Origin of the sequence: Enterobacter cloacae complex sp. SYL003 (assembly GCF_049236925.1) — a bacterium.
In the GTDB taxonomy this organism is placed as follows: domain Bacteria; phylum Pseudomonadota; class Gammaproteobacteria; order Enterobacterales; family Enterobacteriaceae; genus Enterobacter; species Enterobacter intestinihominis.
In genome coordinates this window covers 97,798-122,271 of record NZ_JBMKJK010000009.1, presented here as the reverse complement: position 1 = coordinate 122,271, position 24,474 = coordinate 97,798, and the positions used below count along the sequence as shown (strand labels likewise).

General features: G+C 57.0%; 21 protein-coding genes. 11 read left to right on the top strand and 10 right to left on the bottom strand.

All coding sequences use genetic code 11. The annotated features are described in order from the left end of the window. Window positions 1-91: 91 nt before the first annotated feature. Together ybbP and ybbA are read right to left on the bottom strand one after the other, a co-directional pair. The gene (ybbP, locus tag ACOT1A_RS13555; RefSeq protein WP_105322512.1) at window positions 92-2,506 is read right to left on the bottom strand and encodes a putative ABC transporter permease subunit YbbP; all 2,415 of its coding nucleotides are present in this window, start codon (window positions 2,504-2,506) and stop codon (window positions 92-94) included. After that, window positions 2,503-3,189, bottom strand: a complete 687-nt coding sequence (gene ybbA, locus ACOT1A_RS13550) for a putative ABC transporter ATP-binding protein YbbA (RefSeq protein WP_006809828.1) — start codon at window positions 3,187-3,189, stop codon at window positions 2,503-2,505. The genes ybbP and ybbA overlap by 4 nt, the downstream gene beginning before the upstream one ends. Between ybbA and tesA the strand changes: the two genes are divergently transcribed. Genes tesA through ACOT1A_RS13535 form a run of 3 tightly spaced genes read left to right on the top strand, consistent with a single transcriptional unit; the run spans window position 3,160 to window position 5,495 of the window. Next, window positions 3,160-3,792 (top strand): multifunctional acyl-CoA thioesterase I/protease I/lysophospholipase L1, encoded by a 633-nt coding sequence (tesA, locus tag ACOT1A_RS13545; RefSeq protein WP_003858933.1) that lies wholly within the window; start codon window positions 3,160-3,162, stop codon window positions 3,790-3,792. The two genes, ybbA and tesA, sit on opposite strands and share 30 nt — an antisense overlap. Then, window positions 3,773-4,582 (top strand): SDR family oxidoreductase, encoded by an 810-nt coding sequence (locus ACOT1A_RS13540; RefSeq protein ID WP_096216772.1) that lies wholly within the window; start codon window positions 3,773-3,775, stop codon window positions 4,580-4,582. The genes tesA and ACOT1A_RS13540 overlap by 20 nt, the downstream gene beginning before the upstream one ends. A 58-nt stretch (window positions 4,583-4,640) precedes the next feature. Then, window positions 4,641-5,495: a co-chaperone YbbN gene (locus ACOT1A_RS13535; protein WP_276170056.1), complete on the top strand. Its 855-nt coding sequence runs from the start codon at window positions 4,641-4,643 to the stop codon at window positions 5,493-5,495. 49 nt (window positions 5,496-5,544) lie between these two features. Here the strand turns inward: ACOT1A_RS13535 and fetB are convergent, their stop codons facing one another. Next, window positions 5,545-6,327, bottom strand: a complete 783-nt coding sequence (gene fetB / locus ACOT1A_RS13530; protein WP_022647290.1) for an iron efflux ABC transporter permease subunit FetB — start codon at window positions 6,325-6,327, stop codon at window positions 5,545-5,547. Further along, on the bottom strand, window positions 6,320-6,991 hold the full coding sequence (fetA, locus tag ACOT1A_RS13525; RefSeq protein WP_023305606.1) for an iron efflux ABC transporter ATP-binding subunit FetA: 672 nt from the start codon (window positions 6,989-6,991) through the stop codon (window positions 6,320-6,322). Before fetA ends, fetB begins: the two co-directional genes overlap by 8 nt. Window positions 6,992-7,133: 142 nt before the next feature. Here fetA and ACOT1A_RS13520 point away from each other — a divergent pair, with 142 nt between their 5' ends. From ACOT1A_RS13520 to ACOT1A_RS13510, 3 genes are all read left to right on the top strand, one after another. Beyond that, complete coding sequence (locus ACOT1A_RS13520) at window positions 7,134-7,988, top strand: hypothetical protein (RefSeq protein ID WP_063149176.1); 855 nt, start codon at window positions 7,134-7,136, stop codon at window positions 7,986-7,988. Window positions 7,989-8,142: 154 nt separating this feature from the next. Beyond that, window positions 8,143-9,057, top strand: a complete 915-nt coding sequence (locus ACOT1A_RS13515) for an SPFH domain-containing protein (protein WP_003858941.1) — start codon at window positions 8,143-8,145, stop codon at window positions 9,055-9,057. After that, the gene (locus ACOT1A_RS13510; RefSeq protein ID WP_023305604.1) at window positions 9,054-9,506 is read left to right on the top strand and encodes an NfeD family protein; all 453 of its coding nucleotides are present in this window, start codon (window positions 9,054-9,056) and stop codon (window positions 9,504-9,506) included. Before ACOT1A_RS13515 ends, ACOT1A_RS13510 begins: the two co-directional genes overlap by 4 nt. On the opposite strand, the gene cueR is transcribed toward ACOT1A_RS13510, so the two are convergent. Then, window positions 9,503-9,913 (bottom strand): Cu(I)-responsive transcriptional regulator, encoded by a 411-nt coding sequence (gene cueR, locus ACOT1A_RS13505; protein WP_017383222.1) that lies wholly within the window; start codon window positions 9,911-9,913, stop codon window positions 9,503-9,505. The two genes, ACOT1A_RS13510 and cueR, sit on opposite strands and share 4 nt — an antisense overlap. A 108-nt stretch (window positions 9,914-10,021) precedes the next feature. Between cueR and copA the strand changes: the two genes are divergently transcribed. The 3 genes from copA to ybaK all read left to right on the top strand — a co-directional run bounded on the left by copA (window position 10,022) and on the right by ybaK (window position 14,043). Further along, complete coding sequence (copA, locus tag ACOT1A_RS13500) at window positions 10,022-12,520, top strand: copper-exporting P-type ATPase CopA (protein ID WP_105322510.1); 2,499 nt, start codon at window positions 10,022-10,024, stop codon at window positions 12,518-12,520. Window positions 12,521-12,570: 50 nt separating this feature from the next. Continuing rightward, a complete protein-coding gene (locus ACOT1A_RS13495) occupies window positions 12,571-13,365 on the top strand; it encodes a TraB/GumN family protein (RefSeq protein WP_105322509.1) in 795 nt (264 codons plus the stop codon). Window positions 13,366-13,563: 198 nt separating this feature from the next. After that, complete coding sequence (gene ybaK, locus ACOT1A_RS13490) at window positions 13,564-14,043, top strand: Cys-tRNA(Pro)/Cys-tRNA(Cys) deacylase YbaK (protein WP_010428207.1); 480 nt, start codon at window positions 13,564-13,566, stop codon at window positions 14,041-14,043. A gap of 121 nt (window positions 14,044-14,164) precedes the next feature. Here the strand turns inward: ybaK and ushA are convergent, their stop codons facing one another. Beyond that, window positions 14,165-15,817, bottom strand: coding sequence for a bifunctional UDP-sugar hydrolase/5'-nucleotidase UshA (gene ushA, locus ACOT1A_RS13485; protein ID WP_105322508.1), 1,653 nt, complete (start codon window positions 15,815-15,817; stop codon window positions 14,165-14,167). A gap of 164 nt (window positions 15,818-15,981) precedes the next feature. On the opposite strand from ushA, the gene ACOT1A_RS13480 reads away from it, so the two are divergent. Both ACOT1A_RS13480 and ybaL read left to right on the top strand, forming a co-directional pair. After that, a complete protein-coding gene (locus ACOT1A_RS13480) occupies window positions 15,982-17,202 on the top strand; it encodes an MFS transporter (RefSeq protein ID WP_022647282.1) in 1,221 nt (406 codons plus the stop codon). A 232-nt stretch (window positions 17,203-17,434) separates the two neighbouring features. Then, window positions 17,435-19,111, top strand: coding sequence for a YbaL family putative K(+) efflux transporter (gene ybaL / locus ACOT1A_RS13475; protein ID WP_022647281.1), 1,677 nt, complete (start codon window positions 17,435-17,437; stop codon window positions 19,109-19,111). Between the two features lie 106 nt (window positions 19,112-19,217). Here ybaL and ACOT1A_RS13470 read toward each other — a convergent pair whose 3' ends face one another. From ACOT1A_RS13470 to htpG, 4 genes are all read right to left on the bottom strand, one after another. Beyond that, window positions 19,218-20,522, bottom strand: coding sequence for an inosine/guanosine kinase (locus ACOT1A_RS13470; RefSeq protein ID WP_022647280.1), 1,305 nt, complete (start codon window positions 20,520-20,522; stop codon window positions 19,218-19,220). Between the two features lie 62 nt (window positions 20,523-20,584). Further along, window positions 20,585-21,547, bottom strand: coding sequence for a ferrochelatase (gene hemH / locus ACOT1A_RS13465; RefSeq protein ID WP_017383216.1), 963 nt, complete (start codon window positions 21,545-21,547; stop codon window positions 20,585-20,587). A 124-nt stretch (window positions 21,548-21,671) separates the two neighbouring features. Further along, window positions 21,672-22,316, bottom strand: coding sequence for an adenylate kinase (adk, locus tag ACOT1A_RS13460; RefSeq protein ID WP_022647279.1), 645 nt, complete (start codon window positions 22,314-22,316; stop codon window positions 21,672-21,674). A gap of 229 nt (window positions 22,317-22,545) precedes the next feature. After that, window positions 22,546-24,420 (bottom strand): molecular chaperone HtpG, encoded by a 1,875-nt coding sequence (gene htpG / locus ACOT1A_RS13455; protein WP_015571245.1) that lies wholly within the window; start codon window positions 24,418-24,420, stop codon window positions 22,546-22,548. Between the last annotated feature and the right edge of the window lie 54 nt (window positions 24,421-24,474).

Here is a 24,474-nt window from a genome sequence, read left to right as displayed (position 1 = left end):
GTGCTACTAAATGCATGGGCATTAACGATTTGTGCTATTAAGTGATGACACACCAGCAGAAATGCCGGTGCGTCATCATCACGCAAGTAAACTAGCTGACAAACTGGCGGAACAGCGCTTTACCTTTCAACAGCCGCGTCCCGAGCCAGCCACCGCACAGGGACAGCAGCACCGCGCCGCAGACAGGCAGCGTGAGCCACAGCCGCCAGTCAGGCTCCCATGGAAAATCAAAGACTTTCGTCTGAAGCACCGCCAGTGCGGTTTCCGCCCCGATGGCCGCCACCAGGCCCGCCACCAGCCCGAGCAGGGCAAATTCGCTCCACAGCGTGGCGCGCAGCAGCCGTTTACTGGCCCCCAGCGTGCGGTAGACCACCAGCTCCTGATGACGCTGACGCATGCCGACCTGCACCTGCGCCAGCAGCAGCAATAGGCCGCAGACGGTCACCAGCACCACCATCACCTCCAGGGCGCGGCTCACCTGTTCCAGCACCTGCCCGACCTGTTTGAGGATCGCGCCGATATCCAGCAGGCTCACCGTCGGGAACTCCCGGTTAAGCTGCGTCAGCATGCCGTTACCGTTTTCCCAGCGGAAGCTGGTCAGCCAGCTCTGGGGCTGTCCGTCCAGCGCGCCCGGCGGGAAGATGAAGAAGAAGTTTGGCCGCAGGCTTTCCCAGTCCACTTTGCGCAGGCTGGTGACTTTGGCGGTGAAATCCTGGGTATCACCGGTAAAGGTCACGCTATCGCCGAGCTTCACGTTCAGGCGTGTCGCCAGCCCCTCCTCCATCGACACTTCCCCCGCTTTCGGCGGCCAGGTGCCGGCAACGATCGGGTTATGGTCCGGACGTTTCGCCTGCCAGGTCAGGTTGAGTTCGCGGTTGAGCGATTCATCCTTATTTCCCTCCGTGGACTGGCCGTTGATCTGCGTCAGGCGGGCGCGCACGATCGGATAGAACGATTCCGGAATAATGTGATGCTCAGACAGGAACCCCTTCAGCGGCGTCACCTGTTCGGGAGCAATGTTGATCAGGAAATAGTTCGGGCTTTCCGGCGGAAGCTGCTGCTGCCAGCGATCCAGCAGATCCCCGCGCAGCACCAGCAGAAGCGCCAGCAGCATAAACGACAGCGAAAATGCCGAGAGCTGGCTGAGCGTGGACCACGGCTGGTGCAGCAGTCGGTTAACCGCCAGCCGCACCGGCAGCGATCTCACCGTCAGCTTTTTGAGAAGATTGAGCAATAGCCAGCCCACCACGCCGCACAGCAGCGCCAGCACCACCGCGCCCGCCAGCACCGCCCACAGCAGCGTACTGCCGCCCATCAGCCAGGCCAACAGCCCGACTGCCACCGCAATAATCACCGGCAGATAGAACTTCAGCGGCCAGACGCTGGCCACCACATCCCGGCGCAGCACGCGCAGCGGCTGGGTGGCGAGCAGCAGCCGGTAGGGGCGTAACCCTACCAACAGCGAAATCACCGTCATCGCGCCGATTGCCCATAGCCACGGCCAGAGGCTGGCGGGCGGCAGCGCGGCAGGGAGTACCGGTTTGAGCAGCACCATCAGCAGCTTTTCAAACAGCAGCCCTATCGCCCCGCCGGTCAGAGCCGACAGCGCCAGCACCATCAGCCACTGGCCGACAATCAGCTTGCGCAGCTGTGCCCGGCCCGCGCCGAGGGTTTTGAGTATCGCCACCAGATCGTAACGGCTGCGGCAGTAGTGCCCCATTGCCACGGCAACGGCCGCAATGGCCAGCAGCAGGGTTAACAGCGCCGACAGCAACAGAAACTGCTGAGAACGCTCGAGGGATTTGCCGAGCGCCCCGTCATCCTGCTCCAGCCCGTACCAGCGATGTTCCGCCTTGAGCTGAGGCAGGAGCCATTTTTCATACGCCTCCAGTTGAGCAGGCGTCCCGCCAAACTTATAGCGCCATGTGACGCGGCTACCCGGCTGGACGGCGTTGGTTTTCGCCACATCAGCGGTGTTCATCAGCAGGCGCGGCGCGAGCTGGAACGGATTAAATCCGGAGTCGGGTTCCTGCACCACTTCCCCGGCAATTTTGAGGGTCGCGTCGCCGACGTCGATACTGTCGCCGGGTTTCAGGTTCAGCAGCGCCATCAGACGCGAAGCCAGCAATACCGTACCGGAGGCCGGTTTTAGCCCCGGCGGACTGGTTTGTAAGTCACCATACATCGGGTAGATGTCATCCACGGCTTTTACGCTGGCAAGCTGTGGCGTGTCGCCCGCAAAGGTCATGGTCTGGAAGGTGATTTGCTCTCCCACCTTCAGCCCCTCTTTGCGCGCTTCCTCAATCCAGCCCGGCGGCACGGGGCGAGAACTTTGCAGAGCCCGGTCCCCCGCCATAAATTCCCGACTCTGCTGGCTAAGCCCTTTCTCCATACGATCGCTGACGCTGCCGAGCGCCAGCACGCAGGCCACCGCCAGGCTCAACGCCAGCCAGACAATCAGCAGCGAGGGCGAGCGCCATTCGCGCCAGAACCAGCGGGCAATCATGCTTCCTCCTGAAGAACACCGTTCACCAGCCGCAGGCGGCGGTCGCAGCGGGCGGCCAACTGCGGGTCGTGGGTAACCAGAATCAGCGTGGTGCCGTGTTCGCGGTTGAGTGAAAACAGCAGATCGGCAATTTTGTCCCCGGTTTTACGGTCGAGATTGCCCGTGGGCTCATCGGCAAACAGCACTTCCGGGCGCCCGTTAAACGCCCTGGCCAGCGCCACGCGCTGCTGCTCACCGCCGGAAAGCTGTGCCGGAAGGTGGTCGAGACGTTTTCCCAGCCCCAACTGTTCCAGCAACGCTTTGGCGTGATCGCGGCTTTCGCGGGTATTTTCACCGCGCAGCAGGCCGGGCAGCTCAACGTTTTCCAGCGCGTTGAGGGTTGGGATCAGCATGAATGACTGAAAGACAAACCCGATATGCCGGGCACGCAGCGCGGCGCGCGCCTCTTCATCAAGCGCGTGGAGGGGCTGGCCGACCAGGTTCACTTCCCCGCTGCTGCCATCGTCCAGCCCGGCGAGAATGGCCAGCAGCGTGGACTTACCGGAACCGGATTCGCCAATCAGGGCGATGGTTTCGGCACGTTTGACAACGAGTTCAACTCCGGTGAGGATGGAAAGCTCGTGTTCTCCCTGACCGACGGACTTCTTAAGACGATGAACTTCAACAATGTTTTCCGCTGGCATTTGCCCTTCCTGTTTTTGATGCTGATGACCTTCCGCGCGGCGGCTGCGGACACGTTATTGATTCTGGGAGATAGCCTGAGCGCGGGCTATCGTATGGCGGCCAGTGCGGCCTGGCCCGCCCTGCTCAATGATAAATGGCAGTCCCGGGCGTCTGTCGTTAACGGCAGCATCAGCGGCGATACGTCGCAGCAAGGCTTATCGCGCCTGCCTGCCCTGCTTAAGCAGCATCAACCGCGTTGGGTGCTGGTCGAACTGGGCGGTAATGATGGTTTGCGCGGCTTCCAGCCACAGCAAACGGAGCAAACGCTGCGGACTATTTTGCAGACCATTAAGGCCGCTAACGCCCAGCCGCTGCTGATGCAAATTCGCCTGCCCGCTAACTACGGCCGTCGGTATAATGAGGCGTTTAGCGCGATCTATCCTAAGCTTGCCAAAGAGTTTGATATTCCGCTGCTGCCATTTTTCATGGAAGAGGTCTATCTGAAACCCCAGTGGATGCAGGATGATGGCATTCACCCCAATCGCGATGCCCAGCCGTTCATTGCCGACTGGATGGCAACCCGGCTGGCTCCTTTAGTAAAACATGACTCGTCAAACAGCTGAGAACCTGACAGGTAAAGTTATGCAAAAATCGGTCTTAATAACAGGATGTTCCAGCGGAATTGGCCTTGAGAGCGCCCTTGAACTGAAACGTCAGGGGTTTTGGGTGCTGGCGGCCTGCCGCAAACCCGAGGATGTAGAACGCATGCGAGGGCTGGGATTTACCGGCATTCTGCTGGATCTCGATTCGCCAGAGAGCGTGGAGCAGGCCGCCGATGAGGTTATCGCCCTGACCAGCAACCGTCTTTACGGTCTGTTTAACAATGCGGGCTATGGCGTATACGGCCCGCTACAGACCCTCTCGCGGGAACAGCTGGAGCAGCAGTTCTCCGCAAACTTTTTTGGGGCGCATCAGCTCACCATGCGCCTTCTCCCCGCCATGCTGCCGCACGGCGAAGGGCGGATTGTCATGACCTCCTCGGTGATGGGCCTGATCTCCACGCCGGGACGCGGGGCTTACGCTGCCAGTAAATATGCGCTTGAAGCCTGGTCCGATGCGTTGCGCATGGAGCTGCGCCACAGCGGCATTAAGGTCAGCCTGATTGAACCGGGCCCCATCCGCACCCGCTTTACGGAAAACGTTAACCAGACGCAGGCGGACCAACCGGTCGAAAATCCCGGTATCGCGGCGCGTTTTACGCTTGGGCCAGAAGCCGTGGTTGCCAAAGTGCGCCACGCATTTGAGAGCGATACCCCTAAAATGCGCTATCCGGTGACGCTGGTGACCCATGCCGTCGGCTGGTTGAAACGCCTGCTGCCGGGGCGGATGATGGACAAAATTTTGCAGGGTTGAGTTGAAGCGACGACGCTTACCCCCATGTAAAGAGTAAACCGATAAAAGAGAATGCCGCATGTCCGTACAGAATATCGTCAACATAACTGAAGCTAACCTGCAACAGACACTCGAACAGTCAATGACTACACCGGTGCTGTTCTACTTCTGGTCTGAACGCAGCCAACACTGCCTGCAGCTGACGCCGGTCCTGGAAAGCCTTGCCGCGCAGTACAACGGTCAATTCATTCTGGCGAAGCTGGATTGTGACGCCGAACCGATGGTGGCTTCCCAGTTTGGCCTGCGTGCGATCCCAACCGTCTACCTGTTCCAGAACGGTCAGCCGGTGGATGGCTTCCAGGGGCCGCAGCCGGAAGAGGCGATCCGCGCCCTGCTGGATAAAGTCCTGCCGCGCGAAGAAGAGCTGAAAGCGCAGGAAGCCATGGCGCTGATGCAGGAAGGCAAGTACAACGAGGCGCTGCCTCTGTTAAAAGACGCGTGGCAGCTGTCGAACCAGAACAGCCAGATTGGTCTGCTGCTGGCAGAGACCCAGATTGCGCTGCACCGCCCCGAAGACGCGGAAGCCGTGCTGAAAACGGTGCCGATGCAGGATCAGGACACCCGCTATCAGGGCCTGGTGGCGCAGATTGACCTGCTGAAACAGGCGGCGGATACCCCTGAAATTCAGCAACTTCAGCAGCAGGTTGCGGACAACCCGGCGGATGCCGCGCTGGCAAGCCAGCTGGCGCTTCAGCTTCATCAGGTGGGGCGTAATGAAGAGGCGCTGGAGCTGCTGTTTAGCCACCTTCAGAAGGACCTGGGCGCCGCAGACGGTCAGGCGCGAAAGATGTTCCAGGAGATCCTGGCCGCGCTCGGCACCGGTGACGCGCTGGCGTCTAAGTATCGTCGTCAGCTGTACGCATTGCTTTACTAACAAAAATGCCCGGTGGCGCTAACGCTTGCCGGGTCTACAAAAGCCGATATTACCCCGTCTTTTTCAACTGCGTCACCACCAGCTGGTGGCGCGCGTTGTAAAACTTCCGATAGGTCAGATAGCAGGCAATAATCGTCGACAGGCTCGCCGTAGAGAGCAGCATAAACGTCACCATAATCTGGTATTTAATCGCTTTTACCGGATCGATACCGGCAAAAATCAGCCCCGACATCATGCCCGGCAGGCTCACCAGACCCACGGTTTTGGCGGAATCCACCGTTGGGATCAGCGAAGAACGAATGCTGTCGCGGATCAACCGCGCCGAGGCCACCTTCGGTGTCGCGCCCAGGCTTAGCTTCTCCTGAAGCTGTTGCTGTTCACTGCTGAAGCGTTGCCCCAGATTGTTGTAGCATAACCCGACCGCCACCATCGCATTGCCCGCAATCATCCCGGAAATGGGGATCACCTGCATCGGCGTAAATTCTATCGAGCCGGAGAGCACCAGTACCGCCAGCGTTAACGCGGTCCCGGTGGTGATGGCAATAAACGACGAGAGGAACGCTTTATCGATGTATTTACTGCGTTTCTGCGCGTTCCATGCCGCGTTAAAGCAGATAAACAGTACCATCAACAGGGTCAGCACGGCATGATTGACGTTGAAGATGTATTTCAGCACATAGCCGACGATGATGAGCTGAATGACCGCGCGAACGATACTCCACAGAATATCTTTTTCCAGCCCCAGCTTCTCCCGGTAGCTGACCACAATCGCCACCAGCACCAGGACCATCGACAGCGCCAGCGATTCGTTGGTTATGTTATGTTCACCCACGGTGAGCCTCCTCCATTTTCCCGCCCTGCGGCCTGAGCGTGATGACATCATCCGCATGGCTAATTTCGTTTGAATCGTGCGTCACCCACAGCACGGCAATATCCTGTTCACGGACGTAGCGATGAATAATCTCATTGACGTTGCGCTTGTTAGCGTCATCCAGCGCGCTGGTGATTTCATCCAGCAAAAGCACCTTCGGCAGGAATTGCAGGTTACGGATCAGCGAGACGCGCTGCTTTTCCCCGCCTGACAGTTCGGCAGTCGATTTGGTCAGCGTCTCCGGCGGAAGCCCAAAACGGGTCAGATCGTCCGCAAACTTTTTCGGATCGGGCGTTTGGTTGCGGATGTGCCAGGGGAAAACCAGATTGTCGTACACCGTGTCGCCAAACAGGGATGGCGTTTGCACGCAGTATGACACCTGCTGGCGATAGCTTTCCGGTGTAAGCGTGGCGATATCTTTCCCTTCAAACAGGATGGTTCCCTCCGTTGGACTCAGTAGCGAAGCCACGATTTTCAGGAGGGTGCTTTTGCCGCAGCCGGAGGGGCCGGTTATGAGTTTAAATTCGCCCGGAGAAAGACAAAAATCGACGTGCTGAAGGATGGTGTTATCACCCACACGAAAGCCAACATCCCTGATATCCAGAAGATTTTTTTTATTATTCATTCCGATTCCGTTAACCGCTGTGATAAGAACAGCCTTTAGCATAATCCTTTCCGCTACGCTGCGCGAATAGCCTTAACCTATCGCAAGTGTTAAACTTTTTGTTCGGTAATTGTCACCTCTATAACTACAGGAAGTCAGCAACATGACACATATCTTTTATGAGTTCTCTTCCCTGAAGCCTGGTGTTCCAGATGTGGAAACATTAATGGAAGTCATCAATTCTTCTGAACTCACGCGTTTTGTCATGGGTGCAGAGGTGGTCGATTTTGTTAAGAAGGCGCTCATCGTTAACACCACGATCGGAAGCTTTAAAAACTGCTATTTTGCTTTCGATGATGGGGCTTACTTTCTCGAGTTTGACGGCAAGGGTAAATCCAGACGCTTTACTGAGGTGCCGGACTGGTTCGTTTCCCCCGCGGAATTTGCCCGCTCGCAATGGCTGATTAACCATGACCTGGCCGATGTGAAGGCGACAGCGTTTATTGACGTGCTAATGTCCTACCCGCTTAAAGAGCGCCGGGCGCACTGCAATCTGCTGTTTGGTCTGGATCTGCATAAGGTCAATGTGGTTCCGGCGCCTACAGCCCCTGCCGGAAAAATGGGCAATAAAAACGGAAAAACCACCAAGCCTCGCGTCACGGATCTCGGCTCTTTTGAGCTTTTTACCGCGTTCTTTGCACGCATGAAAACCGCCGTCAATGCAAATGAGTTCCCCACCTTACAGGTGCTGACAGGCCAGAAGGATCTTGCAAAAGCGCCGCACAGCTTAAAGCAAGGGATCAGAACCTGGTTTAAGGGGATTACCGGCGATCTGCCGCCGAACAACAAACGTGTCGGAGCGGGCAATGCAGTACTGTTCTGCGCGCCCATTCGCGAGCAGATCCAGCAGATAGAGGCCATCGGCCTGGAAAAATACTATCAGGGCTTATCGAAAGCCATCGCTGACGCCGGGGATGGGTTTATCACCGACTTCAGCTATACCTGGTCTGAAGAGTAACGCTATGCGCCCCGCTCTCCTGGCGGGGCGTTTTAATTTTACCAGTCCGGTTCCCACCTCTTTACAGGGGCGAAATCCCGCCCGTTAACCGATATACTTACGTTCAACAAATACGCAATTTTTCTCGTTACGGCATGCAAAACAGGAGGTTTTTATGCTCATCGTTGTTCCTGTCCTTATTTTCGTTGCGCTGGTTATCGTGGGCGCAGGCGTCAAAATTGTTCCGCAGGGTTACCAGTGGACCGTCGAACGTTTCGGTCGCTACACCAATACCCTTCAGCCGGGTTTAAGCCTGATCGTCCCCTTCATGGACAGAATTGGGCGTAAAATCAACATGATGGAGCAGGTGCTGGATATTCCTTCCCAGGAAGTCATCTCCAAGGATAACGCCAACGTCACCATCGATGCGGTGTGCTTTATTCAGGTGATTGATGCGCCGAAAGCGGCCTATGAGGTGAGCAACCTGGAGCTGGCGATCGTCAACCTGACGATGACCAACATCCGTACCGTGCTTGGCTCGATGGAGCTGGACGAAATGCTCTCCCAGCGCGACAGCATTAATACCCGCCTGCTGCACATTGTTGATGAAGCCACCAATCCGTGGGGGATCAAAGTGACCCGCATTGAGATCCGCGACGTGCGCCCACCGGCAGAGCTGATTGCTTCCATGAACGCGCAGATGAAGGCCGAGCGTACCAAACGCGCCTATATTCTTGAAGCCGAAGGGGTGCGTCAGGCCGAGATCCTGAAAGCGGAAGGGGAAAAACAGTCGCAGATCCTGAAAGCCGAGGGCGACCGTCAGTCTGCCTTCCTCCAGGCAGAAGCGCGTGAACGTTCGGCAGAAGCGGAAGCCCGCGCGACGCAAATGGTTTCCGAGGCGATTGCCGCCGGGGATATCCAGGCTGTGAACTACTTCGTCGCGCAAAAATATACCGATGCGCTGAAGGAGATCGGCTCTGCGAACAACAGCAAAGTGGTGATGATGCCGCTGGATGCCAGCAGTCTGATGGGATCTATCGCCGGAATTGCCGAGTTGATCAAAGACGGCGGAAACGAGCGTAAAAAATGATTGAGCTCATCGTTGCACATCCTCATGCGTTCTGGCTAAGCCTTGGCGGCTTGCTGCTGGCCGCCGAGATGCTTGGCGGCAACGGTTATCTGCTGTGGAGCGGTGTTGCCGCTGTGATTACCGGGCTGGTCGTCTGGCTGCTGCCTGTCGGCTGGGAGTGGCAGGGCGCACTGTTTGCCGTGCTGACGCTGCTGGCCGCCTGGCTGTGGTGGCGCTGGCTGAACAAACGGGTGAAGGCGCAGAAGCCGGTCGACGCGCATCTCAATCAGCGTGGGCAGCAGATCGTGGGTAAACGTTTTACGCTTGATAACGCGCTGATCAACGGACGCGGTCATATGCGCGTGGGGGACAGTTCATGGCCGGTAGTGGCCGATGATGACCTCAGCGCCGGCACGCGGGTTGAGGTCATTGCGGTAGAAGGCATTACCCTGCGGGTTAAAGCCTGTTAGGCGTGGGTTTTACGGTGGCAGCAGCCGGAAAGATTGTCGATAATCGGGCACTCGGCGCTGTCATCTCCCGGGCAGGATTCTGCCAGCTGTAGCAGTTGCTCACGCATCGCCTGTAATTCGATGATATGGCGTTCGATCTCCGCCACTTTTTCCAGCGTACGTTTTTTCACGTCGGCACTGTGGCGTTTCGGATCGTTAAACAGGTTAACCAGCTCGCCGCACTCTTCAAGGTTAAATCCTACCTGTCTTGCCTGGCGCAGTAACGTCAGTTCATCAAGATGCAGCTGCGTATAGCTGCGGTAGCCGTTCTCACTGCGCAACGGTGGCGTCACCAGCCCTTTTTCCTCATAAAAGCGAATCGCTTTGCTGGTTAAGCCGGTTTTTTTCGCAACATCGCTGATATTCACATTTCCCCCTTGACCTTCCCCTTGATGGAAGGTTTAACCTTCATAACAGTTAGCGAAAAGCAGAGTGAAGGTCAACAATTGACCAGAACATTATACGGGAGTTTTGTTATGTCTCACACTATTGACCTGACACTGGACGGCCTCTCCTGCGGCCACTGTGTCAAACGTGTTAAAGAAAGCCTGGAGCAGCGTCCTGATGTGGAAAGCGCTGAGGTGACTATCGATCATGCCGCCGTGACCGGCAGCGCCAGCGCCGACGCGCTGATTGATACCATTAAACAGGCCGGTTACGGGGCGGAGTTAAGCCACCCAAAGGCTAAACCGCTGGCAGAGTCATCATCCCCGTCGGAAGCACTGACAGCGGCCACTCCTGAGCTTCCGGTAGCTGATGATATTGATGACAGCCAACAGCTGCTGATCAACGGCATGAGCTGCGCCAGCTGTGTCTCCCGGGTACAAAACGCCTTACAGGCGGTACCGGGCGTCGCACAGGCACGGGTAAACCTGGCGGAGCGTACTGCGCTGGTGATGGGCAGTGCCTCCGCCGCAGATTTAGTGCAGGCCGTGGAGAAAGCGGGCTACGGGGCGGAGGCCATCGAAGATGATGCCGAGCGCCGCGAGCGCCAGCAGGAAACGGCTGTCGCCACCATGAAGCGCTTCCGCTGGCAGGCGATCGTCGCCCTGCTGGTCGGTATTCCGGTGATGGTGTGGGGCATGATGGGTGACAACATGATGGTCACCGCAGACAACCGCACCCTGTGGCTAGTGATTGGTCTGATTACCCTTGCGGTGATGGTGTTTGCAGGCGGACATTTCTATACCAGCGCCTGGAAGAGCCTGAAAAACCGCACCGCGACGATGGACACGCTGGTCGCGCTCGGGACGGGCGCTGCGTGGCTGTATTCGATGAGCGTTAACGTCTGGCCGCAGTGGTTCCCGATGGAGGCGCGCCATCTCTATTATGAAGCGAGCGCGATGATTATAGGTCTGATTAACTTAGGCCATATGCTCGAAGCCCGCGCGCGTCAGCGCTCGTCGAAAGCGCTGGAGAGATTACTCGATTTAACCCCGCCGACGGCCCGCGTGGTCACCGACGATGGGGAAAAAAACGTTCCTCTCTCAGAGGTGCAACCCGGTATGACGCTGCGTCTCACCACCGGCGACCGCGTACCCGTCGACGGTGAAATCACCCAGGGCGATGCCTGGCTTGATGAAGCCATGCTAACCGGTGAGCCGATCCCCCAGCAGAAATCTCAGGGCGATGCGGTGCATGCGGGTACGGTGGTACAGGACGGCAGCGTGCTGTTCCGCGCCAGCGCCGTTGGCAGCCATACCACACTGTCACGCATCATTCGGATGGTCCGCCAGGCGCAGAGCAGTAAGCCGGAAATTGGTCAGCTTGCCGATAAAATCTCCGCCATTTTTGTGCCAGTGGTGGTCGGTATTGCCCTGCTGAGCGCGGCAATCTGGTATTTCTTCGGCCCGGCGCCGCAGATTGTCTACACCCTGGTGATCGCCACCACGGTACTGATCATCGCCTGCCCTTGTGCCCTTGGTCTGGCCACGCCGATGTCGATTATCTCTGGCGTCGGACGCGCCGCCGAATTTGGCGTACTGGTCCGTGATGCTGACGCCCTGCAACGGGCAAGCACGCTGGACACCCTCGTCTTTGACAAAACCGGCACGCTCACCGAGGGCAAACCGCAGGTAGTGGCCGTTAATACCATTGGCTGTACGGAGACGGATGCCCTGCGCCTGGCCGCCGCGCTGGAACAAGGCTCCAGTCACCCGCTGGCGCGCGCCATCCTTGAGAAAGCCGGTGATGCCCGCCTGCCGCAGGTAAGCAACTTCCGCACCCTGCGCGGTTTAGGTGTCAGCGGTGAAGCAGAAGGCCATACGCTGCTGCTGGGTAACCAGGCACTGCTAACTGAACACGGTGTCGATACGTCCGCGCTGGACGCTGAGCTGAACGCGCAGGCCTCTCAGGGCGCGACGCCGGTTCTGCTGGCGAGGGATGGTCAGGTGGCGGCGCTGCTGGCCGTACGCGATCCGTTACGCCAGGACAGCGTGGATGCCTTGCAACGCCTGCACCACGCGGGCTATCGCCTGGTGATGTTAACCGGTGATAACCCGACTACCGCTAACGCCATCGCCAGAGAAGCCGGGATTGATGAGGTGATAGCCGGCGTACTGCCAGATGGCAAAGCGGACGCCATCAGGAAATTGCAACGTGATGGTCGTCAGGTGGCGATGGTCGGCGACGGCATCAACGACGCCCCGGCGCTGGCGCAGGCTGACGTAGGTATTGCGATGGGCGGCGGGAGCGATGTCGCCATTGAAACCGCGGCAATCACCCTGATGCGCCACAGCCTGATGGGCGTGGCGGATGCGCTGGCGATTTCGAAAGCCACGTTGCGCAACATGAAGCAGAACCTGCTGGGGGCCTTCGTCTATAACTCGCTCGGCATTCCGATTGCCGCCGGGATTTTGTGGCCGCTGACCGGCACCCTGCTGAACCCGGTTGTTGCGGGTGCGGCGATGGCGCTCTCGTCAATTACCGTGGTGAGCAACGCTAACCGTCTGCTGCGGTTTAAACCGAAGGATTGAACCTTGTACCCGTACGCGCTAGCATGAACCTTTCCGATCATGGAGCGCGTATGGGTCTGTTTAATCGTCTAAAAACATCGTTTCGCGCCCTTTTTCCCCGCCGTTATGCCTGGCCCGGTATGGATATTTCGCTTCCGGGCGGGCAGCATCTGCACCTGGTGGGAAGCATTCATATGGGCACGCAGGACATGTCCCCCCTGCCCTCCGGCCTGATTAAACTACTGAAGCGCGCCGACGCGCTGATCGTCGAAGCCGACATCTCCGGCCATGAATCGCCGTTTGCCGGGCTGGAAAGCGACCGCCCCCTGGCTGAACGTCTTAACGAGACGCAGCTGGCTGAGCTTACCCGTCTTGCGGATGAGTCCGGCGTCTCGCTCTCAATGCTCGACACCCTGCCCCTGTGGCAAATTGCCATGGTGCTACAGGCAACCCAGGCGCAGCGCCTGGGGCTGCGCGGCGATTACGGTATCGATTATCAACTGCTGAATGCGGCACGGGCGTGCAACCTGTCCGTCATTGAACTGGAAGGCACGGACAGCCAGATTGCGCTTCTTCGCCAGCTTCCTGATGACGGTAAGATGCTACTGGATGATACCCTGACCCACTGGCACACCAACGCGCGTCTGCTGCAAACGATGATTGGCTGGTGGCTGGATGCGCCGCCCGCAGACGGTAAGCTGGCGTTACCGTCGACGTTCAGTGAATCGTTGTATGATGTGCTGATGAACGCGCGCAACCAGGCGTGGCGGGAGACGCTGTATGCCCTGCCTGCCGGTCGTTATGTTGTCGCGGTTGGCGCATTGCATTTGTACGGAGAAGGGAATTTGCCGTCGCTGCTGAAATAAAAAAATGGCCAATATTTCTATTGGCCCGTCAAAGAGGAATTTCATCGTTTTTATTATACCGAAGTGACCTTCGGCTACGCCGATTGTCGCTCAAAGTAACCATCACTGCCAATACTATTGCGCAAGATGGTGCTATTTTTTAGACAAACGTCAGGCGTATGCTGCTGGCATGAACCGTCTGTCGTAAGAAGGATAGCCATGACTCCCGCCGTTAAATTACTCGAAAAAAACAAAATTTCTTTCCGGATCCACACCTACGATCACGATCCGAACGAAACCAACTTTGGTGATGAAGTGGTGCGCAAGCTGGGGCTGAACGCGGACCAGGTTTACAAAACGCTGCTGGTCGCGGTGAATGGCGATATGAAGCACCTCGCCGTGGCAGTGACGCCCGTCGCCGGACAGCTTGATCTGAAGAAAGTGGCCAAAGCGCTGGGAGCGAAAAAGGTCGATATGGCAGACCCGATGGTTGCGCAACGCACTACGGGTTATCTGGTCGGCGGGATCAGCCCGCTCGGCCAGAAAAAGCGTCTGCCGACCCTGATCGATGCGCCTTCGCAGGAATTTGAGACGATCTATATTTCTGGCGGCAAACGCGGGCTGGATATCGAACTGGCCGCAGGCGATCTGGCGAAAATGCTGGACGCGAAATTTGCGGATATTGCGCGCAGGGATTGAGAAAATTGCCCGGTGGCGCTGCGAGGTAAAAGCAAAACGGTAACAGGCGTTACCGTTTTTTTGTGTTCGCGCCCTCTCCCGGTGGGAGAGGGTTGGGGTGAGGGCATCAGGCCGCACAACACTACTGCCAGCTCACCTCGCCCTTCGGCTCATACGCGTTCACGTCAATCGGTGAATTTTGCTGGATAAACTGCTTTAACACTTCCGCATCAATAAACCCGGTATTTACATAGCCCGGTTTGTTATCGATATGCGGATAGCCGTCGCCGCCGGTGGCGTTAAAGCTTAACGTTGCCAGGCGGTAGGTTTTCGCCGGATCAACAGGTTCGCCTTTGATTTTGAGATCGTTGAGCTTACCGTCCTTGGCGACGAAGCTGACGTTAGCAAACTGCGGATACGCTCCGGAGTCCGGCTTCATCTGCGCCACGGCGGTCAGGTATTCAATCACCTCTTTCCCGCTCATGTCCGCATACACCACCACGTTGCCAAACGGCTGCACTTTGAGCACGTCTTTATAGGTGATGTTTCCGCCTTCGATGGAATCACGAATACCGCCGCCGCTCATCACGCCGAAATCCGCATTCGTGCGCGCCATCTGCGCGGCCAGCACCAGACGCCCCATGTTGGTTTGTACGAAGCGGACTTTGCTGCGGTCCCCTTCCAGTCGTCCGTTAAGCGTGCCAATCTTCACGTCCAACTGCGCTTTCCCTTTGCTCTGGAACGGCGTCAGCAGGGAGAGCATCTGCTGGTTTTCAGCGATCTCTGGCGTGTAGAGTACCCGCTCGCTTTTGCCGTCCGGGTAGGTTACTTTCTTCTTCAGGTTGACCGGGATGAGCTGATAGTGCACCAGCTTCATCTCGCCGTTACGGAATTCGAAATCCGCACGGCCTACGTATTTACCCCACTCGTGGGCCTGTACAATCCAGATCCCGTTCTGACGATCCGGCGCGCACGGCGTGCCGGGCACATAATCTACCTGCTTTTTATTCTCAGAAGCCATGCAGACCGGATCCTGTGAGTGACCGCCCACAATCATCGCCAGCGAGCCCGCAGGAAGGCTGCGCGCCATCTCCACGTCGCCCGGCGCGTTAGAGCCGTGCTGACCGTTGTCGTAATGCCCCATGTGGGTGGTAGCGATAATCACATCCGGTTTTTCATTCTGCTGCAACTCCTGGATCACCAGCTTCGCTTCGTCCGCCGGTTTACGGAATTCGATGTCGGTGAAAAATTCAGGGTTGCCAATTTTGGCCGTATCGTCGGTGGTTAAGCCGATGACCGCGATCTTCAGATCCTGACGCTTAAACAGCGCCCACGGTTTAAACAGGCGCTCGCCGGTGCTTTTCTGATAAATATTGGCGGAAAGGAACGGAAATTTGGACCACTTTTCCTGCTGGCGCAATACGCTCAGCGGGTTATCAAACTCGTGGTTTCCGACCGCCATCGCGTCGTAACCAATTAAATTCATGCCGCGGAAATCAGGCTCGGCATCCTGCAAATCAGATTCCGGTACGCCGGTATTAATATCCCCGCCCGACAGCAACAGCACGCTGCCGCCCTGAGCCGAGACCTCTTTACGAATGCCGTCCACCAGCGTTTTTTGCGCCGCCAGGCCATATTCACCGTATTCGCTGCGCCAGAAATGGCCGTGATGATCGTTAGTATGCAGAATGGTAATTTTATAGGTTTTATCTTTTTCATACGCCTGCGCGGGCAGGCTTGTCAGCCCCCATGCGGCGATGAGCGCCAGCGCGACGCCACGCTTTATTAACTTCATCTTCTCTCTCCCTGACCCATAGACAAACGCAAAAATTACAGTGACTCACAAGAATAGACAAATAAGTTTTCAGAATTGCGACTTTCTTCAAATGTCACGGACGAGTATGTTAGTCGGATAATAATTACTCCCTGCATCTCTAATTACAAATTGACGTGGTATTTATGGCAATCAGTGAATCAACCCAGCCTGTTCAGGGCGTTCCGGCGTCGCCGCCGAAATCGCGCACTTCCTTCAAAGTATTAGGCGCAATCAGTCTCTCTCATCTGCTCAACGACATGATCCAGTCGCTGATTCTGGCGATCTACCCGCTGTTGCAGTCTGAGTTCTCATTAACCTTCGTGCAGATCGGGATGATTACCCTGACCTTCCAGCTGGCCTCTTCGCTGCTACAGCCGGTGGTGGGCTACTGGACGGACAAATACCCGATGCCATGGTCGCTGCCCATTGGGATGTGCTTCACCCTGAGCGGGCTGGTGCTGCTGGCCATGGCGGGCAGCTTTGAGGCGGTACTGGTTGCCGCGGCGCTGGTAGGAACCGGTTCATCGGTGTTCCATCCGGAATCGTCCCGCGTGGCGCGTATGGCCTCCGGCGGACGCCACGGGCTGGCGCAGTCTCTGTTCCAGGTGGGGGGGAACTTTGGTAGCTCCCTCGGTCCTCTGCTGGCGGCGGTAATTATCGCGCCTTACGGCAAAGGCAACGTGGCGTGGTTTGTGCTGGCCGCGCTGCTGGCGATTGTCGTCCTGGCGCAAATCAGCCGCTGGTATGCCGCGCAGCATCGCGTAAATAAGGGAAAACCTGTCGCGAAGATAACCAATCCCCTTCCGCGCAATAAGGTGATCCTTGCCGTCAGCGTGCTGCTGGTGCTGATTTTCTCGAAATATTTCTATATGGCGAGCATTAGCAGCTATTACACCTTCTATCTGATGCAAAAATTCGGATTATCGGTACAAAACGCCCAGTTCCATCTCTTTGCCTTCCTGTTTGCGGTGGCGGCAGGCACGGTGATTGGCGGCCCTGTGGGAGATAAAATCGGACGTAAATATGTGATTTGGGGCTCTATCCTCGGCGTTGCGCCGTTTACGCTTGTTTTACCGTACGCAACGCTGGAATGGACCGGAATATTGACAGTGATTATAGGTTTTATTCTCGCGTCGGCGTTTTCAGCCATTCTGGTCTATGCGCAGGAGCTGCTGCCGGGACGTATCGGTATGGTTTCCGGTCTCTTTTTCGGTTTTGCCTTTGGCATGGGCGGCCTTGGCGCCGCCGTGTTAGGGATGGTTGCAGACCACACCAGCATCTTCCTGGTCTATAAAATCTGCGCTTTCCTGCCACTTCTGGGGATGTTGACCATATTCCTGCCTGACAACCGTCATAAAGCGTAACTACACGGCTGCCAAAGTTAAACTTTGGCAGCCGGATAACCTGATGCCATAAGGCTTTCCTCTCCCTCCCCTCAGCAAATTTATCAAAATCTGCCTTTTTTCGTGCTTATTGCCTTTTTATTGTGATTTCAACAATTATTCATAAACATAAGCGTAAAAATTGTCATAAACTATTAATCGGCTTTTTGGTATTTGCACCAAAAATGGATCACCCATCGCGAAAGGAGACGGAATGCACCACGCCACACCGCTTATCACCACCATTGTTGGTGGACTTGTGCTCGCTTTTATCCTCGGCATGATTGCCAACAAACTGCGTATTTCGCCCCTGGTAGGCTATTTGTTAGCGGGCGTGCTGGCAGGACCCTTTACGCCGGGTTTTGTCGCAGATACCAAACTTGCACCGGAGCTGGCGGAACTGGGCGTTATCCTGCTGATGTTTGGCGTCGGACTGCATTTTTCCCTGAAGGATCTGATGGCGGTAAAGTCGATCGCCATACCGGGAGCGATCGCCCAGATAGGGGTGGCGACGCTGCTGGGCATGGCGCTTTCGGCGGTGCTGGGCTGGTCAATCATGACCGGTATCGTATTTGGGCTGTGTCTTTCAACCGCCAGTACCGTGGTGCTGCTGCGCGCGCTTGAAGAGAGGCAGCTGATAGACAGCCAGCGCGGGCAAATCGCGATTGGCTGGCTGATAGTTGAAGATCTGGTGATGGTGTTGACGCTGGTACTGCTGCCCGCCGTCGCCGGGATGATGGAGAAAGAGAATATCGGCTTCGCTTCGCTGGCGCTGGATATGAGCATTACCATCGGTAAGGTTGTGGCGTTTATTGCCATCATGATGCTGGTGGGCCGCCGTCTGGTGCCGTGGATCATGTCCCGCAGCGCCGCCACCGGCTCGCGTGAACTGTTCACGCTTTCGGTCCTTGCCCTGGCGCTGGGCATTGCCTTTGGCGCTGTCGAGCTGTTTGACGTCTCCTTTGCGCTGGGCGCGTTCTTCGCCGGGATGGTGCTGAACGAGTCCGAGCTGAGCCACCGTGCCGCGCACGATACTCTGCCACTACGTGATGCGTTCGCGGTGCTGTTCTTTGTCTCCGTCGGGATGCTGTTCGACCCGATGATCCTCATCCAGCAGCCGCTGGCCGTGCTGGGTACGCTGGCAATCATCATCTTTGGTAAGTCCGTTGCCGCCTTCTTCCTGGTGCGGATGTTCGGTCACTCGCCGCGCACGGCGCTGACCATCGCCGCCAGCCTGGCGCAGATTGGCGAGTTCGCCTTTATTCTGGCTGGTCTGGGAATGGCCCTGAATCTGCTGCCACAGGCTGGGCAAAATCTGGTGCTGGCGGGGGCGATCCTCTCCATCATGTTGAACCCGGTATTGTTTGCCCTGCTGGAGAAATATCTCGAGAAGACCGAAACCCTCGAAGAGCTGACGCTGGAAGAGGCGACAGAAGAAGAGAAACAGATCCCGGTGGATATCTGCAACCACGCGCTGCTGGTCGGTTTTGGCCGCGTCGGCAGCCTGCTGGGTGAAAAACTGATGGCTCAGGGCATTCCACTTGTAGTGATTGAAACGTCACGCACTCGCGTCGACGAGCTTCGCGAGCGCGGCATCCGCGCGGTGCTGGGCAACGCTGCTAACGAAGAGATTATGAATCTGGCGCATCTGGACTGCGCTCGCTGGCTGCTGCTCACTATCCCGAACGGTTACGAGGCTGGCGAGATTGTCGCCACAGCCCGTGAAAAATGCCCGCATATCGAAATCATAGCCCGCGCCCATTATGATGACGAAGTGGAGTACATTACCGAGCGCGGCGCGAATCAGGTGGTGATGGGTGAGCGTGAGATTGCGAATACGATGCTGACAATGCTGACGAAGCCGCCGGTTGAAGAGGCGGTGACGGGGTAAATTTTGTGCGGCCTGGTCCCCTCACCCCAGCCCTCTCCCCAAAGGGGAGAGGGTGTTCAAGTTCCCTCTCCCCTTTGGGGAGAGGGCCAGGGTGAGGGGTCTTCTTTTACCTGTCCCAATACGCCTCTTCGAGGCTGTCTTCCCGTTCCGGCAGCCCACGCGTTAAGCGCGGTGAATGCTGGTTCAGCACCTGATAACTCACGCGGTTCGCGTACTTGCACACCTGCGCCAGCGAGGAATAGGTCAGCCAGTTGAAGGTGTGTTTGCTGGAATTCGGCACATTGGTTTTGTGGTAGGCGTTAGCGGTGATGTCGTGCAGCAGCGCGGCCAGCGCGCCGTCGCCCGCGCCGTTGGTGTTCATGATCTTCTCGGGGCCACCCATATACGGTGCAATGTGGGAGAAGATACGCAGCGGGTTGATGCAGTCTTTATGACGCATGGCGCGGCTGAACTCGTACTGGTTAAATTCGGCGATAGCGCCCGGCAGCAGCGGGTGCTGGGTTTTCCGCTTGCTCTCTTCTTCCGTGAAGCCCGCCATGTACAGCCCGACCGGCCCTGCGGTGCAGAGCACCAGATCCACCCAGTCCAGCGCCTTATCAGACGCCAGCAGCGGATCGCTTTCGCCGGTCAGCGCTTCGGCTTCTTCTTCATTCATCGCCAGAATCGAGACGTGTTCTTTCAGGAAGGCCTGCCACCACTCCGGGTTGTCGGCAATCACGAATTTGGTGCCCAGCGTCAGAACCACAGGCACGTTGTATTTCTTCGCATACTCAATTGCCTTCATGGTTGCGTCCGGCATTGGTTCGCCCGGCTTGCAGCGCACCAGATAAGACGTCAACACCAGCGCAGACGCGCCCGCGATCACCTCTTCCGGAATACTTTCAGCGCGTAGCTTGTTCATATGGCCGGGGCTGATGGCAAAGGTACGCTCGCCGGAATCGCTTATCAGCGTAAAGCAACGACCAATCGGCCCGTCAACGCCCTGCAAATAGTTCAGATCGGTGCGGCTGGAGGTATTGCACAGGTAGCGGTAGGCGTAGCCACCGATTTCGATATTGCTGCACATCACGCCAAGCAGTACCGAGCGGTCGTCTGCCAGAACGGAGTAGTTGTGCATGGTGTTACCGATGGTGCCGCCAGCAAACTGGTGGGTGATAAGATTTTCGCGCATCAGTTCCTGATACAGCGCTTCGGCAACGTCATCCTCAATCACCAGCGAGTGCCCGGCGCTCAGACCGTAACGTGCGACAAACGCATCATCCACTTTGGCTTCAATGTCCACCAGCGTCTGATCGATACCGACCACCCAGGCAGCGCTGGTTTCGCTTTCCTGCTGAATTTGCTGTAACAGCGGATCGCGGGCATCGACGGGGAAATAGTGTTTGGACTTACGTTTACCGGGAAATTTCATGGTCTGAACTGTGCAAAGAATACGGGCCGGGAATGGTAGCACAAACCCGGCCCGTAACGCGATCAGCGGCGGGTGGTGACCAGTGACACCATCATATCGATGTGTTCAGGGGAGTCGTTAAGCGCAGGAATGTATTCGTATTTCGTTCCGCCGGCCTCCATGAAGAACTCTTTGTTCTGGACGGCAATCTCTTCCAGCGTTTCCAGACAATCCGCCGAGAAGCCCGGCGACATAACCTGAATGTGCTTCACGCCCTTCTCGCCCAGCATTTTTAGCGTTTCATCAGTATACGGGGTCAACCACGGTTCACGGCCGAAGCGCGACTGGAAGGTCATCATCACCTTCTCAGGCGGCAGGCCGAGGGCGGAGACCAGCTCGCGGGTGGTATCGCGGCAACGCTGGGGGTAATCGTCCCCTTCGTTCGCGAAACGCTGCGGAATACCGTGATAGGAGAGCAGCAGCAGATCCGGCTCGCCGTGTTTTTCAAACGACGCGCGCGCGCTGCTGGCAAGCGCCTGAATGTACAGCTCGTTATCGGCGTAGTCGCGGATAAAGGTGATGCCCGGTATACGGCGGCGGGTCGCCAGAATGCGTGCCAGTTCGTCCCAGACGGCAGCCACCGTGGAGCACGAATACTGCGGATAAAGGGCCAGCACCACAATGTGTTCAACGCCCTGCGCCAGCAGAGAGTCGACGGCGCTTTCCAGGGATGGCTTACCGTAGCTCATACCGAGCGCAACGGGCATGTCCGGCAGACGGGCGGCCAGCGCCTTCTCCTGACGACGGCTGTAGACCATCAGCGGCGAGCCTTCTTCCATCCACACGGACTGATAGAGCTTTGCTACACGCGGAGAACGAATCGGCAGAATGACACCACGCAGCAGTGGCCACCACAGCAGTCTTGGGGTATCCACGACGCGCGTGTCGCTTAAAAATTGTCGCAGGTAGCGTTTTACCGCCGCTGGAGTAGGTGCTTCTGGGGTGCCCAGATTGGCAAGCAGGATGCCGGTTTTCGCCTGACTCATTCACGCCTCTTAACCATTTGATAGGCTGTCAATTGTAGCGGAAATGCGTTTAAACGAAACCCATTGCTGTAATAGGTAAGATGAGAATTTTTCTCACCCGGGGCTCCGGGTGAGAGAGGTGCGCTTAGCCGAGGATTTTTTCCAGCTCTGCACGTACGTCAGCCACGGCTTTGGTGCCGTCAACTTTCGCGTATTTGGTGTTACCCGCCTGCGCCTCTTTGGAGTAGTAGCCGATCAGCGGTGCGGTCATCTGATGGTATTCCACCAGGCGTTTACGCACGGTTTCTTCCTGATCGTCTTTACGGGTGGTCAGCTCTTCGCCGGTCACGTCGTCTTTGCCTTCAACCTTAGGCGGGTTGAATTTGATGTGGTAAACGCGGCCAGAGGCAGCGTGCACGCGACGGCCAACGATACGGTCAACGATCAGTTCGTCCGGTACATCGAACTCCAGCACGTAATCCACGTTGATGCCAGCTTCTTTCATGGCGTCAGCCTGAGGAATGGTGCGCGGGAAGCCGTCCAGCAGGAAACCATTGCGGCAGTCTTCCTGAGCAATGCGCTCTTTTACCAGCGCGATAACCAGTTCGTCGGTCACCAGCTTGCCTGCGTCCATGATGTCTTTAGCTTGTTTGCCCAGCTCGGAGCCAGATTTAACAGCGGCACGCAGCATGTCACCAGTAGAGATTTGCGGAATACCGTATTTCTCCATGATGAACTGAGCCTGAGTTCCCTTACCCGCGCCCGGAGCGCCAAGCAGAATAATACGCATTGCGAAAATCCCCTCAAATGTCGATTCAATTTTTCAAAAGCGCTAAACAATACCACCAGAACGGGTATCGCTCAAGGAAGGCGGGGAGGCTGAAACGGTTAACGGGGGGAGATTATTTGGGTTAGTGCGAGAATGCCCCCTCACCCTAACCCTCTCCCCAAAGGGGAGAGGGGACGATTATACCCTCTCCCCTTTGGGGAGAGGGCCAGGGTGAGGGGTAGGTTTTGTATTACGCCAGCAGCAGCGCATTCACACGTTTAATGAACAGGTTAGGATCTTCCAGGGTGCCGCGCTCGGCCAGCAGGGACTGATCCAGCAGCAGTTCAACCCACTCCGCAAAGCGGGCGTCGTCCTGGGTATCCGCCGCGCGTTTCACCAGCGGATGATCCGGATTAAGCTCAAAGATATATTTCACTTCCGGCACGGCCTGGCCCGCCGCAGCGAACAGTTTCGCCATCTGGGTGCTCATTTCGTCCGCATCGGTGGTGACAATGGCTGGCGTATCGGTCAGACGGTGCGTGAAGCGCACCTCTTTCACGCGGTCGCCCAGCAGGGTTTTCACGCGCTCAACGAACGGCTCCAGCGCCTTCTCGGCTTCCTTCGCGCTGTCGTCCACTTCATCCGCCAGCTTATCGATAGACTCGTCGGCTTTAGCAACGGACTGGAAGGATTTACCGTCGAACTCGGTCAGGTAGTTCATCATCCACTCGTCGATGCGGTCAGACAGCAGCAGCACTTCGATGCCTTTCTTACGCAGCAGCTCCAGATGCGGGCTGCTCTTCGCTGCCGCATAGCTGTCGGCGGTGATGTAGTAGATCTTCTCCTGCCCTTCTTTCATTCGGGAGACGTACTCTTCCAGCGATACGGTCTGGGCGGAGGAGTCGTTGTGCGTAGAGGCGAAGCGCAGCAGTTTAGCGATAGCTTCCACGTTCGCGGTGTCTTCCGCCGGGCCTTCTTTCAGCACCAGGCCGAACTGTTTCCAGAAGGTCTGGTATTTTTCCGCATCGTCTTTCGCCAGTTTTTCCAGCATCTGCAACGCTCGCTTGGTCAGGGCGTTACGCAGGTTACGGGTGACGGTGCTGTCCTGGAGAATTTCACGGGAGACGTTCAGCGGCAGATCGTTGGAATCTATCAGGCCACGCACAAAGCGCAGGTAGTTCGGCATGAACTGCTCGGCGTCGTCCATGATGAAGACGCGCTGCACGTACAGCTTCAGGCCGTGCTTGTGATCGCGGTTCCACATGTCCCACGGCGCCTGCGCCGGAATGTACAGCAGGCTGGTGTACTCCTGCTTCCCTTCCACACGGTTGTGGCTCCAGGTCAGCGGGTCGGTAAAGTCGTGGGCGATGTGCTTGTAAAACTCGTTGTACTCGTCGTCTTTAATTTCAGCTTTGTTGCGCGTCCACAGCGCCTGCGCCTTGTTGATTTTCTCCCAGGAAACCACGGTTTCGCCGTCTTTCTCTTCCTGTTTTTCAATCTCCACCGGCAGCGCGATGTGGTCAGAATATTTGCTGATGATGGAGCGTACGCGCCAGTCGTTCAGGAAATCGTCTTCGCCTTCGCGCAGGTGCAGAGTGATTTCGGTGCCGCGATCCGCTTTGGTGATATCATCAACGGTGTATTCGCCTTCCCCTTTGGATTCCCACAGCACGCCGTTTTCGGCGCTGTCGCCCGCGGCGCGGGTGCGCACGGTGACTTTATCCGCCACGATGAATGCCGAGTAGAAGCCTACGCCGAACTGACCGATCAGCTGGCTGTCTTTCGCCTGGTCAGAGCCCATGGACTCGAGGAACGCTTTGGTGCCGGATTTAGCGATGGTGCCGAGATGGTCGATCACCTCGTCGCGGTTCATCCCGATGCCATTATCGGCAATCGTCAGGGTGCGGTTCTCTTTATTAAAAGAGACGCGCACGCGCAGTTCGCCATCGCCTTCGTACAGATCCGGGTTGGACAGCGCGCGGAAGCGCAACTTGTCCGCCGCATCGGAGGCGTTGGAAATCAGCTCACGCAGGAAGATTTCTTTGTTGGAATACAGGGAATGGATCATCAGGTGCAGAAGCTGTTTTACTTCTGACTGGAAACCACGGGTTTCTTGTCCTTTCATCTAAGTCGACCTCAACAATGCCATTTAATGGGGTTGTAAAACGTTGAGTGAGAG